General features: G+C 50.6%; 16 protein-coding genes and 1 pseudogene. All 17 read right to left on the bottom strand.

The genetic code is table 11. The features are described 5' to 3' along the window. Window positions 1–120: 120 nt before the first annotated feature. Window positions 121–1,209, bottom strand: a complete 1,089-nt coding sequence (locus XI25_RS00880; RefSeq protein ID WP_046676932.1) for a sensor histidine kinase — start codon at window positions 1,207–1,209, stop codon at window positions 121–123. Then, window positions 1,206–1,931 (bottom strand): response regulator transcription factor, encoded by a 726-nt coding sequence (locus XI25_RS00875; RefSeq protein WP_046676931.1) that lies wholly within the window; start codon window positions 1,929–1,931, stop codon window positions 1,206–1,208. The genes XI25_RS00880 and XI25_RS00875 overlap by 4 nt, the downstream gene beginning before the upstream one ends. Before the next feature lie 152 nt (window positions 1,932–2,083). Beyond that, the gene (locus tag XI25_RS00870; protein WP_046676930.1) at window positions 2,084–3,256 is read right to left on the bottom strand and encodes an amidohydrolase; all 1,173 of its coding nucleotides are present in this window, start codon (window positions 3,254–3,256) and stop codon (window positions 2,084–2,086) included. Window positions 3,257–3,305: 49 nt separating this feature from the next. After that, window positions 3,306–3,758, bottom strand: coding sequence for a MarR family winged helix-turn-helix transcriptional regulator (locus XI25_RS00865; RefSeq protein ID WP_052759399.1), 453 nt, complete (start codon window positions 3,756–3,758; stop codon window positions 3,306–3,308). A 137-nt stretch (window positions 3,759–3,895) separates the two neighbouring features. After that, window positions 3,896–4,588: an SDR family oxidoreductase gene (locus tag XI25_RS30910; RefSeq protein ID WP_052759398.1), complete on the bottom strand. Its 693-nt coding sequence runs from the start codon at window positions 4,586–4,588 to the stop codon at window positions 3,896–3,898. Between the two features lie 41 nt (window positions 4,589–4,629). Continuing rightward, the gene (locus XI25_RS00855; RefSeq protein ID WP_046676929.1) at window positions 4,630–5,409 is read right to left on the bottom strand and encodes an ABC transporter ATP-binding protein; all 780 of its coding nucleotides are present in this window, start codon (window positions 5,407–5,409) and stop codon (window positions 4,630–4,632) included. Window positions 5,410–5,436: 27 nt separating this feature from the next. After that, window positions 5,437–6,570, bottom strand: a complete 1,134-nt coding sequence (locus XI25_RS00850) for an ABC transporter substrate-binding protein (protein ID WP_046676928.1) — start codon at window positions 6,568–6,570, stop codon at window positions 5,437–5,439. 32 nt (window positions 6,571–6,602) lie between these two features. Then, complete coding sequence (locus XI25_RS00845; RefSeq protein WP_046676927.1) at window positions 6,603–7,400, bottom strand: ABC transporter permease; 798 nt, start codon at window positions 7,398–7,400, stop codon at window positions 6,603–6,605. 35 nt (window positions 7,401–7,435) lie between these two features. Beyond that, on the bottom strand, window positions 7,436–8,263 hold the full coding sequence (locus tag XI25_RS00840; RefSeq protein ID WP_046676926.1) for a VOC family protein: 828 nt from the start codon (window positions 8,261–8,263) through the stop codon (window positions 7,436–7,438). Window positions 8,264–8,284: 21 nt separating this feature from the next. Next, window positions 8,285–9,265: a zinc-binding dehydrogenase gene (locus XI25_RS00835; protein WP_046676925.1), complete on the bottom strand. Its 981-nt coding sequence runs from the start codon at window positions 9,263–9,265 to the stop codon at window positions 8,285–8,287. Next, window positions 9,262–10,824, bottom strand: coding sequence for a class I adenylate-forming enzyme family protein (locus XI25_RS00830; protein WP_046676924.1), 1,563 nt, complete (start codon window positions 10,822–10,824; stop codon window positions 9,262–9,264). The genes XI25_RS00835 and XI25_RS00830 overlap by 4 nt, the downstream gene beginning before the upstream one ends. A 42-nt stretch (window positions 10,825–10,866) precedes the next feature. Beyond that, the gene (locus tag XI25_RS00825; RefSeq protein ID WP_052759397.1) at window positions 10,867–11,277 is read right to left on the bottom strand and encodes a PaaI family thioesterase; all 411 of its coding nucleotides are present in this window, start codon (window positions 11,275–11,277) and stop codon (window positions 10,867–10,869) included. A gap of 609 nt (window positions 11,278–11,886) precedes the next feature. Further along, window positions 11,887–12,633: pseudogene (gene map / locus XI25_RS00815) on the bottom strand (type I methionyl aminopeptidase). Between the two features lie 4 nt (window positions 12,634–12,637). Then, the gene (locus XI25_RS00810) at window positions 12,638–13,156 is read right to left on the bottom strand and encodes a hypothetical protein (protein ID WP_046676922.1); all 519 of its coding nucleotides are present in this window, start codon (window positions 13,154–13,156) and stop codon (window positions 12,638–12,640) included. A gap of 257 nt (window positions 13,157–13,413) precedes the next feature. Continuing rightward, window positions 13,414–14,541: an NAD(P)/FAD-dependent oxidoreductase gene (locus tag XI25_RS00805; protein ID WP_046676921.1), complete on the bottom strand. Its 1,128-nt coding sequence runs from the start codon at window positions 14,539–14,541 to the stop codon at window positions 13,414–13,416. 181 nt (window positions 14,542–14,722) lie between these two features. After that, on the bottom strand, window positions 14,723–15,103 hold the full coding sequence (locus XI25_RS00800) for a VOC family protein (RefSeq protein ID WP_046676920.1): 381 nt from the start codon (window positions 15,101–15,103) through the stop codon (window positions 14,723–14,725). 391 nt (window positions 15,104–15,494) lie between these two features. Then, the gene (locus tag XI25_RS00795) at window positions 15,495–16,961 is read right to left on the bottom strand and encodes a sulfatase family protein (RefSeq protein WP_046676919.1); all 1,467 of its coding nucleotides are present in this window, start codon (window positions 16,959–16,961) and stop codon (window positions 15,495–15,497) included. Window positions 16,962–17,079: the final 118 nt, after the last annotated feature.

The following is a 17,079-nucleotide window of genomic DNA, read 5'->3' as shown; positions in this document are numbered from 1 at the left end:
TTTTTAGTCTGTATGCCTTAACAACGTTTAGTATAGCGGGCAATGAGTACCGAACCCATCGATTTACATAACAAAAATCACGCTTCGTACATGACAAAGTTGTCACAAAGCGTGCATGTCCTAGTCTGCTTTGCCGCCCAGAATGAGGTGTATGCCATGGTGTTGAAAAGTGATCGTAAACGTCGTACCCACACCAAGCTCCGACGATACGGATAGTTCATGACCGAGCTTGCTGCACACTTGCTTCGCTAAATATAATCCCATTCCCGTCGATTCCCCTGCAGACCGTCCGTTCTCCCCAGTGAAGAAAGGATCAAAGACTCGCGGTATATCGTGTGGCGCTATACCGCTCCCTTCATCGGTTATGCTAAGTTTGCTGCCAGCGGCTGTATATTGCTCCAACTGGAAAATAAGCTTTTTTACGCCTTGTTTGTTCTTGCTGTATTTGATAGCGTTGCTGACGATTTGATTGAGCACGACGGTCATCCACTTCTCATCCGTTTCCGTCCATGCCTCGCCATGAATTTGCGGTATGACATTATGACGGATGCATAAACGTTTGTGTGCGATCAGAACGTCTCGTATCACGTTATGGAGCGGCGTTTTTTTGAGGCGAAGATCCATTTCGAACTTCTCGAGGCGTGCCGTATGGAGCAGCATTTCCAGGCCTCTCGACATTCGATCCGCTTCTTCATGCAGGCTGAGCGCGAGCTCTTTTTGCTCCATCTCTGAAGATGGCGCCTGCTTCGCGGTCTCTTGCAAGAGCAGATCGATAACCGATAAAGGCGTCTTCATATGATGCACCCACTGCAGGACAAAATGATTATGGAGCTCCTGCTGGCGGCGGTATGCGCCCAGCTTATTCAAATAAGCGCTCATTTGTTGTTCAAGCAATCTAGCGACAAGCTGCTGCTCCTTCGTTACTGCAGACTGTACGATGGCTTCAACGTGTAATTCATTGGACCTTTCAATCGCATTTCTAAGCTGGTTGTAATACTCACGCTGCCGAATATAGTCTACAGCTAGTCCAAGCATCAAAAAAAATGCGGCGGCGGCAACAAAATAATAAATCGTGCTCGTATCCATCCATCCGGGATAACGCGCGTTTTCCAGAAGCATTAAACAGACGCCGGTACTAATCATAAGGAATCCGGATAACACATAAATTAGCCGATCACGAAGGAACAACGCTGCCGGGAGCACTCTCATAAGCTCGTCTCCCCCTGCTCGTCGCCGAGAATCAGTTTATAACCCATGCCTCGTACTGTCGCGATCGCATTCGGCAGCCCCAGCTCCTCGAGTTTCTTCCGCAATCTTGCCACATTGACGGTCAACGTATTGTCATCCACAAACTGCGCATTATCCCATAACGTCCCCAAGAGCTGATCCCTCGAGACGGTTTTTCCGTACTGCTGCATGAAGCATTCGGCTAACAACTGTTCATTTTTCGTAATCTGGGTTTTCCGCGTTTGCCATATAAGTTCATTACGGCTAAGATTCAATCGCAAGCCTTGTACGTTCAACTCGTTTTCAGGCGAAGGGGCAAGACCGGTCGATGCCGAATAATCCCCGTAAACTCTTCTTAGTACGCTTTTTACCTTTGCGTTTAAAAGATCTAAATGAATCGGCTTCGTGATGTAATCGTCACCGCCGTTATCCATCGCCATCACCTGATCCATCTCGCCCGCACGAGCGGATATAAAAATGATCGGCACATTGGATTTGATGCGTATTTGCCTGCACCAATAATAGCCGTCAAAGTACGGCAGGTTTATATCAAGCATGACCAAATGCGGTTCATACACCTCAAGTTCCGGCATGATGTCGCGAAATTCCGATGCGCAAGCTGCATCAAATCCGTATTTCTCCATATTTCTCTTTAGGACGGCGCTAATTTTGCTATCGTCCTCCACAATAAAAATCCGGTACAATGCGATTCCTCCTCAAAGCGTTCCGTGTAAGCCAATAAACAGTATAGCAGATTGTTGAAAAATAATAACAAAGGCATCCTCCCCTTCTCTACGAAGGAAAGGATGCCCATAAGGCGATGACTTGTGCTATCCAAGGAACGGATATTGGCGGCTTATCGCGTATTCAGTTCTTTCAAACACCGTACGGCCAGATGGCTGTAATATTCCGCTGCAGGCAACAGCGCCGCTTCGTCAGGCGTAAACCGCGGATGATGCAGGGCAAATGGCGAGCTTGAGCCCACAAACACGAAGGCACCCGGTGTATGCTGAAGGTAATAGGAGAAATCTTCTCCTCCCATGCTCGGTCCAAGCACTTTCGTGACATACCCGGATTCCTTAGCCGTGTCGCTCGCAAAATTGGCCCAGCGTGCGTCATTAATGGTTGCCAGCGGTCCCGGATACCATTTCAGCTCGGCAGACACTCCCGCTGAGGCGCCAATCCCTTCAATGATTTGGCGGATCGAGTCCGGAATGCGCTTCTGCACCTCCACATCAAGCGTTCTGAACGTTCCTTCCAGTTCAACCGTACCTGGAAGAACGTTCCAGGTGTTTCCGCCGGAAATGCGGGTTACGCTGACGACGACGGCATCAAGCGCGCTAACCCGCCGGCTGCTGATGGTTTGCAGGGCAAGGATGATCTGGGAGGCGGCAACAATCGCATCCGTGCCTTTTTCCGGCGTGGCCGCATGGGCACCGATTCCGCTAATGACGATTTCGAACCGGTCGACTCCCGCGGTAATGGCGCCTTCGCATGTGCCAAGCTCCCCTACTGCAAGCTCCGGAGAATTGTGAAGGCCGAAAATGGCCGAGACGCCGTCAAGTCCGCCGGAATTCACCACATCCTTGGCACCGTGGCCAGTCTCTTCGGCAGGTTGGAAAATAATCCGAACCGTTCCCTGAAGCTCCTTCTCCTTTTCCTTGAGAAGATAGGCCGCTCCCAGAGCCACGGCAGTATGAAAATCGTGACCGCAAGCGTGCATTTTCCCTGGAAATTTCGAGCGGAACGGAACTCCGGATTCCTCATGGATCGGCAGTGCGTCGATATCTGCACGGAGGGCCATGATCGGCTCTTTGCCGGTTCCAATCTGCGCGATGACTCCCGTCTTGAGTTCTGGCAGGTCCAGCACTTCGATCTCCGCTTCTTTCAGCCATTGCTTAAGCTTTCGCGTGGTTTCATGCTCTTCATTGGATAATTCGGGTTCCTGATGCAGATTGCGGCGAATTTCGATCAGTCTTTCTTCCAAACCCGCTGCACCGCTTGAATGGGTCAAACTGGCTTTAACCATGCATAAGCCTCCTTGTCGTCATGCGTTCTTCCGGTAACCCCAACCGCTTTTAGTCCAGATAGCGGCTAAGTTCTTCGGTATAACGCTCAATAAAGTTCAAAATGAGCTTTTGCTCCTCCGGAGAATAGCTGTCGAAGTCCCGATCGATATCCGCGCTTCTGGATTCGTGGTACCGATAATGGCCGTCAAATGCAAGCTGCCCGAGCTCCGTAAGCCGAAAATATACTTCCTTCTTGTTGTCCTCAAGCCGGTATTTTGAGATCAAGCCCTTGGAAGCCAGCTTGGCGATCGTCTTGGATGCCGTCCCCTTGGTAATATTCAAAATATTGGAGAGTTCCGTGAGGTTGGAATCCGGATGCCGGCCAATAGCTTCAATCATATGAATTTCCGAATAATACAATAACATGCCGGTAACATATTCTTTCGGTTGTTTATTGATCAAATTATAGACTTCAAACATGCGCCCCAAGGCCAAATCCAATTGAATATGAAACCGATCCAATAATAACGCCCCTCTTAATTGTTATGTTTATCAGAAACATTTCGCCTCATCTTATCCACTCTTCCATTTTTCGTCAATGAAACGCAGTAACAAAGACTGAGAAGGGTTTAGAATAGGGCTTCAAGCATCATTTCTGTTCAAAACGTATCTCCCAGCATCGGCCTGACCGTAAGCTCTTCGACCACCGCCTGAGGGCTTAAGCTCAGTATTGCCGCAACCAATAAGCCGATGTCGCCGGCTTCGAGCAACCGGTCCGATGCCGTCTGCTCATCAGGCACACGCTTTTCGGTAAACGTGCCGCCGGGATGAATGAGCGTAACCCCGACCCCCGTCGGCTTAAGTTCCTCCCGGAGTCCCAGCGTGTAATTTCGCATGGCTGCCTTGGAGATTCCGTACAGCGAGGTATCCGCTCTCAGCGCCGCCGTTGATCCGATCACGATAATCCGTGGATACATGCCTCCCCTTATCAGCGGCAGCAGTTTTTGTACCCAGTTGTAGTTGGCTACGACATTGGCTTGAAGCATGCGTTCAAAATCCTGGCCATCCGGTTTAATGACGGAACGGGTTTCGTCAAAAAAGGCGGCGGCATTCAAAATAAGCACATCCGGATCAAATCCCTGTTCCTTCATATAAGCGATAAGTTCATCCGGTGCCCCATCGATCGTATGGTCTACCGGGTAAACCAACGTCTTAACCGGAAGAGAGGCTTTGGCTTTGGCCAATCGTTCACCGTTTCGGCCCACCAGCAGCAGTTCGTGGCCGGCGAGTGATAATTGCCGGGCTATCGCATGCCCGATTCCCCGGCTGCCGCCCGTAATGATGACCTTCATGTTTATTCCCCCACCGAAATTTGGTTCAATAGAACGTCCGATTAAATAAAATATTCCGAATCCTTGCTTTTTACCGGATTATTGATCTCCATATAGATTTTTTCCACGATATTCAGCAGCTGCATGTCATTCCGGTTTCGCGGCCGTTCGAACGGAACATCGAATATTTTCTGGATACGGCCGGGACGCGGGCTTAGAAGGACGATCCTCGTCGCTAAATATACGGCTTCTGCCACGTCATGCGTGATGAAAAAAATCGTTTTCTTCTCTTTCTCCCAAATGCGTATCATTTCATCCTGCAACGTCAATCGTGTAAGGTGATCGACCGCGCTGAAGGGCTCGTCCATGAGAATGACCCGCGGATCTGCAACGAGCGTTCGGGCAAGGCCTGCCCGCTGGCGCATTCCGCCCGAAAGCTGATGGGGATATTTGTCTTCGAATCCGGCCAAGCCGACGAGTTCCATCGTTTTCTGCACCCGGTCGCGCCGCTCCTCGCGGCTGACGCCGGCGATCTCCAGACCGAACTCGATATTGCGGCGGATGCTTCTCCACGGAAACAATGCGGAGTCCTGAAAAACAACGCCGATATCGCGGCTTGTCCCGGATTGCTGGACATGATCCAGCAAAACCTCCCCGCTCGTTTGAGAGAGCAAGCCCGCCGTAATTTCCAACAGCGTGCTTTTTCCGCAGCCGCTCGGCCCTAATACGCATAAGAACTCTCCGTCATGCACCGTCAAGTTGATGTCACGCAGCGCATAGGTCTGCTCCTCGTCGATATTTTCGTATTCCTTGGTAATGTTCCGAAGCTCGATGGTTGGCATTGAATCAGCTCCTTTCCGCGTCACCCATTAGTTGTTCGGCTTGTATTTGCCCAGCTTCAGCCTCTTCGCCACGCGTTCCGCAAATGTGTTGTCGACTGTACCGTCTACCGAAATCTTGTCCCGCTGCATTCCGTACTTCGTTAACAGGTCCTCGGTAACCTGCAGCCGGTCGGTATCGACGATCGGGTTGTTTTCCCAAAGGACCATTTCCGATTCAATCGCGGTGCGGGCCGTCTTCTCGTCCAGGTTTAAATATTGGGCCGCCCATGGAATGAATTCATCCAGATGCGTTTTGGCATACTCGTTAGCGTAGAAATACACTTCCAGCACCCGCTCCACGGCTTCAGGCTGTTCTTTGATCCATTTCTCGCTGGCCACCAGGACGCCGGTTTGATATTCGGGCATAAACTCCCAGGTTTTGGCCAGCACGTTCCCCTTGCCCGCTTGTTCCGCCATCGTGGCAAACGGCTGGTGGATAATCGTGGCATCGACTTCTCCGGATTCAAATGTCGCATAACCGGATTGATACACGCCGTTTGGAACGAGCTGCACATCTTTTTTCGGGTCAATGCCGTTCTGGGAGAGCACGTCCATCAACGTCAGGGCCATGCCGCCGATCGGCTGTGCGGAACCGACGACCTTTCCTTTCAAATCGGCTAACGATTTGATCTCGGGCTTGGCGATAATCCAGTAGGCCCCTCGGCTTCTCCACATGTTGCTGACGACTTTGATTTTGACGCCGTTGACTATGGCCGGGATGTAGGTCCCCGGATCTCCGTCGGCAATGTCGACTTCACCCGCCCCGAAAGCGGCTACCGGATTGATCGTATCGACAAAGTTCAAATGAATCCCGGCTTCATCGTACCAGCCCTTGGAGATGGCGAATTGATTGGCGATGCCGGTCATCCCCTTGGAAAAGCCGGCGGTAACCGCGACTTCCTTGTTGTCCCGTCCCTTCCATGGCGGAATGCCTGCCGCGATATCCACAGTCGTATTGTCCAGCGAACTCGGAGCGGCTGCTTCCGCACTCTTGCCCGCTTCCGGCGTAGTTGAAGAAGAAGGTACGGCTGTGGTCGAAGAGCCGCAAGCCGCAAGCGTAAAAACTAAAGATAACGTGATGACTCCGCCGATGGTTTTGTTAAACCAATGATTGTTAAACATCGTTCTCTTTCACACCCTTTATATGCATAAATTTAGGCAATGCGCCCCGGCATCCAGCGGCGGCATGCCAGCCTCTCGATCAAGTTGACCAGTCCGACGAACAGCACGGAAAGAACCGTCACCACAATAATGATCAGATACAGCCTTGGCGTGTTCAAGACAGCCTGGGACTCATTCAACAGGAATCCCAGACCGTTCTTGGCCGCAGCCATCTCGGCAAATACCACGCCGGTGATCGCCGTGGCGGCCGTCACCCGCAGCCCGTTAAATATGGAAGGAAGCGCGGAGGGCAGCAAAACCTTGAATACCGTCTGCGCCCGGCTGGCCTCGAAAACTTTGGCCAGTTTCAAATGCTCCATCCGGGTCTGCTTTGAGCCGGTTACGGTGTTATATAAGATGTTGAAAAAGCAAAACAGAATTACCAGGATGACTTTGCTTTTGAATCCAATGCCGAACCATACGATGAGCAGCGGCATGATGGCCGTTTTCGGAATCGCCATGATAGCGGCCATCAGAGGGTCGATCAGCTTCTCCAATAACGGAAACGAGACAAACAACACGCCGAGGCCGATTCCCGCCCCGGCGGAAATGAGGTAACCGGCCGCAACCTCCTGCAAAGAAACGGAAAGATGCGGCCAAAGGGTATTTTCTTTTGCCATATAAACGAATTCTTGAAAGATCTGGGATGGGGAAGCCAGGAAAACGCCGCTTACCCAATCCTTGGAAACCGCAAGCTGCATACCCGCCAGCAGCGCGGCTACAAACGCGATGTGCACAACTCGGATCCATAAGTTCTTCGTTCTTTTGTCTCTTTTGGTGCGTACTGCCATGCGATGCGCTCTCCTTTCCCTCCCGACGGCTGCAGCTATCTCAAATGATACAAGGAGCCGTGAATTTCTACATACTGCTCGGACACGCCGTCCTGACCGCTGTTCAATCCGATGATGAACGGCCGTTCCCCCCGTTCTTGCAAAACATTCCAGGCTGGTCCGTCGGTTTCGGGCTCAATAAACATGAGTAAAAGATTCTCCAGATGCAAGGCTTGTTTCTTGCCCTTCCAGTAGTCATCGTAAACCGCTTCCCCGGCCTTGAGGCCGAGCCAATTCGTCCAATTCCGGACCGTTTCCTGCAAATTCCGTACCGTAAAAGCCACATAATCCAGGGCAAGCGAGCCGCGCGCGTGATCCGTGATCGTTCCGTTCGACGATAAATCCAACCTTCTGGCCTCATCGGAATCATCCCATTGAATAAAGAAAGGAAGCGGCAGCCCTTCATCCGCTAAGCCGGCAAACAGGAGCTTCCAGCTGAGCAGTTTGCCGTCGGGTCTTCTTCGGGAGCAATCGATGGGACCGACCACCTCCAGGCCTTGACCGGCCAAATGGGCCGCCAGCTCATCGATTCGCTCCGTGCGCAGCGCAATCCGACTGAGTCCCTTCGCATATCCATCCCCTGCCAACGTATCAACCAGCCCAAATCGATGCGTCTCCTGATAAGGCGGCAGCAGCTTCGGATCAAATATCCCGATCCATTCGATATAGCTCAGATCAAAATACGTCAGCGCATTGTAGGTTCCTATCGATTCATGACGACCACCCGTCACCGTATGAATCCCCAGTTTGGCAAGCTCCGCAGGTAGATGCTCGGGCTTGTCCACAAAATGCACCGCATGGTCAAACGTTAAAGCTGTTCCCATCGTTGGTTCCCCCTTTATCGATTACGGATGAATGATAATTTTGCCGAAAAACTCCCGTTCTTCAATCAGCCGGTGCGCTTCCCGAATGTCTTCAAGCGGCAATACGCGGTCGATGACCGGTTTCAGCTTTTTACGGCTAACCAAATCCAGCAAAATATGCAGATCGTTCTCTCCCCAACCGTTGGAGCCGATAATCGAGATTTCCCTGACCCAGACGTACCGCAAATCCGTTACGGCCTCAAATCCCGTGGTCGCTCCGCAAGTAAGGATTCGTCCGCCTTTTCGGGTAGCTTTGATGCTCTGCGGCCAGGTGGCTTTTCCCGTATAGTCCACAACGATATCCGCGCCTTGCTTTCCGGTGATGGCCCACACTTCTTTGGAGAAATCGGCTTTATTGTAGTTGATCACGTAATCCGCCCCGAGCTCTTTCAGTTTCTCCGCTTTGCTGTCGGAGCCTGCCGCCGCGATAATGCGGGCTCCCGCCAGCTTGGCGATCAGTACGGCGGCATTTCCGACTCCGCCGCTGGCCCCCAAAATCAAAATCGTCTCGTTAGCCTGCAGTTTCCCCTGCGTGATGAGCATTCTCCAGGCGGTTCCATAAGCAATGGGCAGGGCTGCCGCTTCGTCAAATGAGATGTCGTCGGGAAGGGGAATCAGGTTATGGGCCGGGACTGCCACATATTCAGCCAGCCCTCCTGTCGTGTCCTCACCCAGTGCGCCTTTGCCCGGAATATGGGGATCAATCAAAACGCGGTCGCCCGGTTGAACATTCGCCACTCCTGGGCCAACCTCTTCTACAACACCGGAAACATCGCCGCCCGAAATATGCGGCAGCTCCAGCTTCCTTCCGGGAATCCCCCTTCTTACGAAAATATCCAGATGGTTAAGAGATACCGACTTCACCTTGACCAAAACTTCCCCCTGATCAGCGACCGGTTTCGGATACTCACCCACGATGACGTTATTGCGATCTCCATGTTCAAGAATAAGCGCTGCTCTCATGATTTTTTACTCTCTCCTTTTTGCAATTGTTCGGCTAACATTTGTTTCATTTTCGTCCGGTCCACTTTCCCTGGGCCCGTGAGCGGAAATGCGTCCAAGTCGTAAATTTCCCGCGGATGCGCGTAGGCAGGCCCCCGCTCAATGAAGAACCTTTTGATATCCTCCCTGGCGATTTTCTGCCGGGTGACGACGAATGCGACGGGAACTTCCCCTTTGAGCGCGTGCGGAATCGGGAGAACGCAAGCATCTTCGATCTGGGGATGCTGCAAAAGGATGTTTTCCACTTCCTTCGGATAGACGTTCTCTCCGCCAACGTTGATCATGTCGTCCTTTCGCCCGACGATATAGACATACCCATCCTCATCCTGCCACCCCATATCACCCGTCTTCAGCCATCCGTCCTCGGTGATCCGTCTTCTTGTCACATCCGGAAGGTTCCAGTACCCGTCCGCGACACCGGGATTACGAACCCACAGTTCGCCGATTGTGCCCTCGGGGACCGCTTCTTCCAAGAGGTTTACGATTCGAATCGAACATCCCGGAAGGGGGAATCCCGCCGACCCCGGTTTATGCTTTCCTTTCCTCGACTCCAAAACAACAGGTCCGCCTTCGGTTAATCCATACCCCTCATAGACCTCGATTCCCATCCACTTCCTGATATCTTCCAGAAGCTCCACCGGGGTATCGGATGAACCGCATACCGCATATTTCAAAGAGCCAAGATCGCAGGAGGCTGAAGACTCCTTCAAATGTGTCACGAGCATGCGGTATAGTGCGGGCACTCCGGAGATATAGGTGCATCGGTGCGTCTCGACCGCTTTTAAAATCTCGGCAGGCTCCGGGGCAGGAAGAATGACGGCAGATGAACCGGAATGAAACACCGCCTTCATGGAAAGCATGGCGTTCTTGTGGTATAAAGGCAGCGAAATCACAATGCGATCTTTCCGCTGAAGCTCCCTGATCTGTGCAATCGCGGCAACATTCCACAACTGCCCGCGGTGAGTGAGGCGGCAACCCTTGGGATTCCCCGTGGAACCGGAAGTGTACGGGAGCAGGCAAAGGTCTTCGGCCCGGGTTGGATACAGTTCCAGGCACGGGTCCTGCAATGGCAGCAGTTCGTCATACGCCAGAGAGTTCAACCCATTCGAAGATGGAAAAGAATCTGCGGTGCAGATCATGCTGACAGCGACGGATACCAGCTGATGAATGACGCGCGCCTTGTCTCCCAAGGAAACGTGATATACCAAAATGCGACTGCCGCTATCCTTGTATATGTAAGCCAGCGTTTCGGCACCCAGCTTCGAATTCATAGGCACCGGGACCGCTCCGATGGACATTAACCCGAAGCATATTTCCAAAAAACGGAAGTCGTTGATGAATAAAACCGCCACGCGATCTCCGGGCTGAATGCCAAGACTGGCAAACAAGTTGCCTGCCTGGTTGATGCGGCTTAAAAGCTCCCTGTAGCTTAAAGTCCTTCCTTGAGCGATGATGGCAATGTCGGAAGGAGCATGAGAAGTCGAGGTGCGGACAATGTCCGCAAAATTATATGTGCTCATAGCTGCTCCACCTTTACAATCTCTTCAAATTTCTATTACCGCCTACTCTTGTTTTGAACTGAACAACCCCCTTCCAATGGCGATTTGCTTGCCTGAAAGGTCGGTCACGACAATGTCCGCAATGCTGACGGTTCTCCCCAGCTTCACCACGGTAGCCGTAGCCAGCAGATCTCCCGCCCTGCCGGGCCGTAAATAGTCGATTTTCAGATCGACCGTCGGCACCGGCTGGTTGAGCAGGCTGAAAATCGCGAAGTAACCTGCAATGTCGATCATGGTTGCGAGTATGCCCCCATGGATATATCCGTCTGCCGATGTATAGAACAGCTCATTATAGGGCAGCCGGATCGTGATCGAGCGGTCCTTGATTTCCTCGAGCCGGATGCCAAGGAATTGGTTGAATTTGGAACCAGTCAAGACAGGCTCCATTTCTTCGCGGCTCAAACAGGCAGCCATTTTGATAGATACCTCCTTTATTGTTTGCCTATGAAACATTTTAATCATACTAAACCGATGGGATTTAAAAGTCTAATTGAACTTTTCTATTTTTGCCTAAAAAATTTCTATAGATCATTGACGCCTTACTTTGTTTAACCTATAGTTCTCACGTGGCCGAGCTCGATTGGCGATTGCTGGATCAAATCTCCCCTATCTCGGGAAGAACCGTGAATTTACAGGAAAACAAATCGATCATATTAGGCGGAAAGCCGTTTAAGATCATGGTTGGCGGCGGACATGCCGCGGGAAGCACGGGATTCTGGAATCAGGAGAAGCTTGCGCTGATTGGCGGGGATATGCTGCTTCAGAAGATTACTCCTAAATTTGCCTACAGCTGTTCCATAAGGTTTTCAACAAGGACAGTGCCAGATTCGCGCTGGGAGAAACGGCATCGCATCTGCGCTTTTTGGAAAGAAAAAAACTCTTGCGATTGCAAGAGCTTAAAGGAAAATATTATTTTTCTTCTATGTAAATGACACAGCAATGCCCTCTATGCTTCCGAAAGAAAGGCAGAGGGCATGTACGTTGCATCGACTTCCGTTATCGCGGGCAGGTTCCGCAATATTCTTACAACACAGTCAAAATTCGGGGCCCATCCTCTGTGATCACAACGGTATGTTCATACTGAACACAAATGGAATGATCCATGGTCCGGGCAGTCCATCCGTCATTTTCAACATAAGATCGCCAGCCGTCCAAAGTCAGCATTGGCTCAATGGCTAGAACCATGCCTTTTTTCAAACGTACCCCTTTGCCTTTAACGCCATAATGGGGAACTGCCGGTTCCTCCCACAGGTCCTTTCCTATTCCATGACCCGTAAATTCCCGAACATTGCCGTACCCAAATTGCTGTGCATGGCTGTCTATCGCAAATCCGATATCGCCCATACGATTGCCAATAGCGGCTTGCTCAATGCCGAGAAATAAACTTTGATGACAGACCTTCATTAAATTCTCGATTTCCTGCGAGACGTTGCCGACGGCGTAGGTCCAGCCGGAATCTCCGTGATATCCATTATAAAACGCGCCAATGTCAATCGTAATGACATCGCCATCAGCCAAAGGAACCGAATCGGGAAATCCGTGACAAATCACGTCGTTCTTGGCCGTGCAGATCGATGCCGTGAAACCATGATGTCCCTTAAAGCTGGGAATTGCGCCTCTCGCACGTATTTTTTCTTCCACCAATCGGTCGATTTACATGGTTGTTATCCCCGGGTTCATGATTTCGTCCAGCATAGCATGGCATTCGGCAACAATTCGGCCGGCTTCCCTCATGAATTCGATTTCTTCATCCGATTTTAAAATAATCATGCGTTTACCCCCTCGCTGCCATTATCCTGCTATCCTGCATATCCCTTTTCTTGATTAAATAATTGTAACGATTGCGGCATTTAGAGCTGCAGAATTTAGTAATTTGAGCACGCTGATAAGGGATAAACCAATGATCGCATTGAAAACACCGTTGCAAATCCAGCCGGTTTTTCTCCATGGCTTCAAGCAAACTTATCAGCGCTTCCATATACACTCGCCTCAGCTGGTCTGGTTCATCTATGAATTCTGTGTACAACAAAATTTGCTGCTGTTCATCAACGGAAGAAAGCCCCCTTTCCGAAGCAAGGCCTACTTTCAACTGAACGGCTTGGTATTCTTTGAACACGCCGTTGATTCTTTGTATGATCGCTGAGTTAAGCCCCAGCTTGTTTTCAACAGCCTGAGCAATATCCAATATAAGTTCTTGCAGCTTCTGCTCCAGGCTCCCAGTCTTGACTTGGTGGTGTTTAAATTCGTTAATTACGGTTAAGAAGAAATTCTCGCGAGACAACGAAGGGCTCATGAATAAGACGCTCCTAAGATAAATTAAATGGATTGATGCACTCAATCCGTTTATACCAATAAAACTGAAAAAAGTCAAACTTTTTCCAACACCTTTGTCCGAAAAATCCATCTCGAATGTAGGTTCAACCTCACCGGCTAGAGGATGCGTGCCTTCGGGCACGCAAACAAAAAACCGTGATAATCACGGTTTCTTACGTGTATGATCTTGTCCTTCAAATCCTCCGCGTGCCCCTTTTCGATCTTGTTCTCCTCGGGTCAACGTTCATCCATTGCATTTCGAATATCATAATCGTTAATATCGATATCCAGAGCCATTCCCAATGCCAACTTTGCCAGCTGGCTGCCCATAAAGGGGCCCATCGTCAGACCGGACGCTCCAAGTCCGTTTGCCGTTATAAGACCGTCCCAGCCGGGAACAACGCCTATCACCGGAAGGAAACCAGGCGTAAAAGGGCGAAAACCGACTCTTACCTCCTGAAACGCGCTGTTTGCTAATCCAGGTGCCAATGCTAACCCTTTATTCAGAATTTCCTGTATTCCGCCTGCCGTTACCCTTGTATCGTAACCCTCAATTTCATTTTCGTGAGTCGCCCCTATTACGATCTTCTGTTGATCGAAAGCCAAGAGATATTGATCAGAAGGAGGCATAACTACAGGCCAAGCGCCTGTGTTTTCTCTGTCAGGAACCTGCAAATGCATAATTTGCGCTTTTTGAAAACGAACCTTAAAGTGAATGCCCAATGGCTGCAGCAGTTGATTAGCCCATGCACCTGCACACACAATGACTACATCAGACGAGAAGCTTTCTGCGCCGACGGTTACTCCTGTTACATGATTCGACTGATATTGAAGTTTGGCATCGCCGTTTATCAGGACGGCTCCGTTTCTTTGTGCCGATCGGACCAAAGCATCGCGCAGCGCACGACCATCTATACGGGCGGCTCCGCTGATGTGTACGGAATGATAACCTTCTTCTAAAAGAGGAAACAGCTCATGGGTTTCTTTTTCATCAAGTCGGGTAATTCCGCCGATCTCCGGTGCATCCGCTTTTCGTAGTTGTGCCCGCTCTTCCATCTTTCTGATTTTCTCCAAATCATCATGAATGTTAAGAGCACCAACTTGAGCATATCCTGTTTCGGTTTCGCCTTCGCTTTTGAGTTCGTTAATCAACCCGGGGTAATAACGTGCGCCTGCCTTGGCCAGCCGGTACCATGCCTGATTACGTCTTTGCGATAGCCAGGGGCAGATAATGCCGGCAGCGGCATCCGTAGCCTGTCCTTTATCATTGCGGTCTACTATAAGGACATCTGCCCCCATCTTTCCCAACTGGAATGCCGTCGATGCCCCAAGAATTCCTGATCCGATGACGATCGCTTTCTTCATGAATTACATCCCTTTCCTCACTCAATGTATCCATTATAGCGAACACTGCATGAAAGTATAATCAAAGTCTGTTAGTTACTCACTAAATCGGCTGTCAGCCGGGGACAAGAACTTATATCGATAATATTGAAAAAGCCGCCAATATGGCGACTTAGTATACATGTATGTTCTTATTAACAATTTATTTTTTTTCCATTACCGCAAAGTAATTGTCTTCGTCATCTGCAAAGTTAAATACTCTGCCGGAAGGCATATTTACAATTTCCCCCACTTTGATTTTTTTATTGGAGAAGTCGCTATGTAATTCATCGAGATTTTCCACAAAAAACATTAAAGAAGGCGTACCCAGGTTTAATCCCGGAGACATTTTGGCAACGATTTCTTTATTGTGCAAAATGATGCTTGTTTCGGCGCCCTTTGTTGGAGCAATTTCAATCCATCTCATGCCCTGACCATTATTTTCTTCGGAAATAACGTCAAATCCTAATTTTTCCGTCCAAAAATTCACGGCCTCGTCTTGGTTATTTACATACAACATAATCTGACCGACTTTAGTAATCATAGATTCTTCACTCCCTTATTTTAAGTGGATACCAAACCCGGATGCTCCTAATCCTTTCCATCGCCAAGGTTTCCGATACCCGATGACAGCTTATCCGATACGGGCGGTTGATTGGAACAAATTTACTTAACGGCCCTGTAACCATAGCCCTTAACGATTTATAACTCGTATGCAGCATCCATGATCTTCCTTATACCATAGCATGTAAAATACGTTATGATTTCTTATCGATTGCGGAGATCGATTATTTGATATCGGCAATAACGATGTGCTTTAATAATGGCATTTTTCGCAGGGCTTGTCATCCCCCATTATCGTGGTTCCTGACCGATTTTTGCCCCGATCGCAAAAGGGACTATCGCATAACGATAGCCCTGTTCGACGACCCCGCTTATTTCCGTGCGAACTCTCTCGGATGACGGCGCATCAGTTCAGGCACGGCGTGCTCCCTCCCCGTCATCTTCAAACGTTCAATGTACATCGGCAAATGACCTTTGGCATGGTATGGCCCGCCTTCCCGGATCACGGTCCACAACGGATCGACGTCGAATTTCATCGTCTCCATCATGTGATCATGCCACTCGTTCAGCAAATAGACGGCTTCCTTGCAGAGATCCCTTCGCTCATGGGCCAGGTTGTTCTGCTCATGGATATCCTTCGACAGGTTAAACAGCATTTCCTTGTCAAACAGGTGATACCCGTCATGATACGTGCGAATGTACAGCCAGTCCCCGAACCGAACGCTGCGCTGGCAGACGTGAGCGCATTGGGACACCACCAAATAATCACGCCCGGCCGGCTTCCCGCTTCGCAAGCTATCGGCATAGCTGCTGCCGTCCCAGCTCTTCATCGGTTCAACGTTTAACAGTTCCGCTACCGTCGGCAGCAGGTCGAGGTGATAGTGGAACGAAGCATCGGCAATACCCTTCTGCAGCCCCGGCCACCGGATGATCATCGGGATGCGGCATGTGGCCTGATCCGCGGTTCCGTGTTCGCCGTAGATACCGAGTTCCCCCATGTTCTCGCCATGGTCGGCGGTAATGATGATGACCAGATCGTCCATGACCCCTTTTTCCTCCAGGAGCTTGAAGATTTTTCCGATATGGCCATCCATGTGCCGGACGCCGCAGTCGTAGCCGTCAATCATTGTTCTCAAATCGTCCATGGATCGAATTTCGCCCGGATGGCGGGGATAATCGGGCGACGTGCCGCTGTTATACATATTGATTTCGTTTGCGCCGTGAGGACCGACCTTTTGCTTGTGAAGTTCCAGAACCTCCTCCGTGATCCAATCCGGAAGCGGTTCGTTCTTGAACGGATTGCCGAAAGACTCCGGTGCGCGGTACGGGGTATGCGGGTCCCAATAATTTACGTACAGCATCCAGTCTTCCTGCTCCCCGTTACGTTCGATCCAGTCCAGCACGACGGGAGTAACCTCCTCGGCGGATTCCATGCCGCCTTTGCCCGTATTATAAATTTCGTTAAATCCGGCATAAAAGGTCCATGCGGAATGCCGCTCGCCAAACGGGCTTACCAATGCCGTCCTCATGCCCGCGCGCCGGAAAATCGCCGGGAAACTCTCCGTGGCCAGCTTGTCATGAAAATCCCGGTCCGCACCTTCATACCGGACGTCGGCAGCCGTTCCTCCATGCCCTACTACGCCGTTATGGATGCCGAAGCGGCCCGTCATCAGCGCGGAGCGCGACGGAAAGCAGGGCGCATCCGAGGTGTAATAGTTGTCGAAGCGGACGCCTTCGGCCGCGATCCGGTCAATGTTGGGGGAGGTATTCCGGTGGTAGCCGTAGCAGCCCAGGTGGTCCGGTCTCGTTGAGTCCAAATCCAGCAGTAACACTCTCATCGATTCATCCATCCTCTCCGGATATGAAATGCCTTTGCAGGTGAATTATAGGCATGCTCCGGTTCCAGCGTCCATGTATATTTCCTTTCTTCGTTGTACATTTCTATATCCATTTTCA

The sequence above is a fragment of the Paenibacillus sp. DMB20 genome (assembly GCF_000987955.1).
In the GTDB taxonomy this organism is placed as follows: domain Bacteria; phylum Bacillota; class Bacilli; order Paenibacillales; family Paenibacillaceae; genus Paenibacillus_AQ.
This window is presented reverse-complemented; position numbering and strand designations above follow the sequence as displayed.

Coding starts and splice junctions, on each gene's coding strand:
- XI25_RS00800 (WP_046676920.1), bottom strand. CDS start 15,103: ATGATTACTAAAGTCGGTCAGATTATGTTGTATGTAAATAACCAAGAC.
- XI25_RS00845 (WP_046676927.1), bottom strand. CDS start 7,400: ATGGCAGTACGCACCAAAAGAGACAAAAGAACGAAGAACTTATGGATC.
- XI25_RS00795 (WP_046676919.1), bottom strand. CDS start 16,961: ATGAGAGTGTTACTGCTGGATTTGGACTCAACGAGACCGGACCACCTG.
- XI25_RS00825 (WP_052759397.1), bottom strand. CDS start 11,277: ATGGCTGCCTGTTTGAGCCGCGAAGAAATGGAGCCTGTCTTGACTGGT.
- XI25_RS30910 (WP_052759398.1), bottom strand. CDS start 4,588: ATGAAGGTCATCATTACGGGCGGCAGCCGGGGAATCGGGCATGCGATA.
- XI25_RS00870 (WP_046676930.1), bottom strand. CDS start 3,256: ATGGTTAAAGCCAGTTTGACCCATTCAAGCGGTGCAGCGGGTTTGGAA.
- XI25_RS00855 (WP_046676929.1), bottom strand. CDS start 5,409: ATGCCAACCATCGAGCTTCGGAACATTACCAAGGAATACGAAAATATC.
- XI25_RS00805 (WP_046676921.1), bottom strand. CDS start 14,541: ATGAAGAAAGCGATCGTCATCGGATCAGGAATTCTTGGGGCATCGACG.
- XI25_RS00840 (WP_046676926.1), bottom strand. CDS start 8,263: ATGGGAACAGCTTTAACGTTTGACCATGCGGTGCATTTTGTGGACAAG.
- XI25_RS00850 (WP_046676928.1), bottom strand. CDS start 6,570: ATGTTTAACAATCATTGGTTTAACAAAACCATCGGCGGAGTCATCACG.
- XI25_RS00835 (WP_046676925.1), bottom strand. CDS start 9,265: ATGAGAGCAGCGCTTATTCTTGAACATGGAGATCGCAATAACGTCATC.
- XI25_RS00880 (WP_046676932.1), bottom strand. CDS start 1,209: ATGAGAGTGCTCCCGGCAGCGTTGTTCCTTCGTGATCGGCTAATTTAT.
- XI25_RS00830 (WP_046676924.1), bottom strand. CDS start 10,824: ATGAGCACATATAATTTTGCGGACATTGTCCGCACCTCGACTTCTCAT.
- XI25_RS00810 (WP_046676922.1), bottom strand. CDS start 13,156: ATGAGCCCTTCGTTGTCTCGCGAGAATTTCTTCTTAACCGTAATTAAC.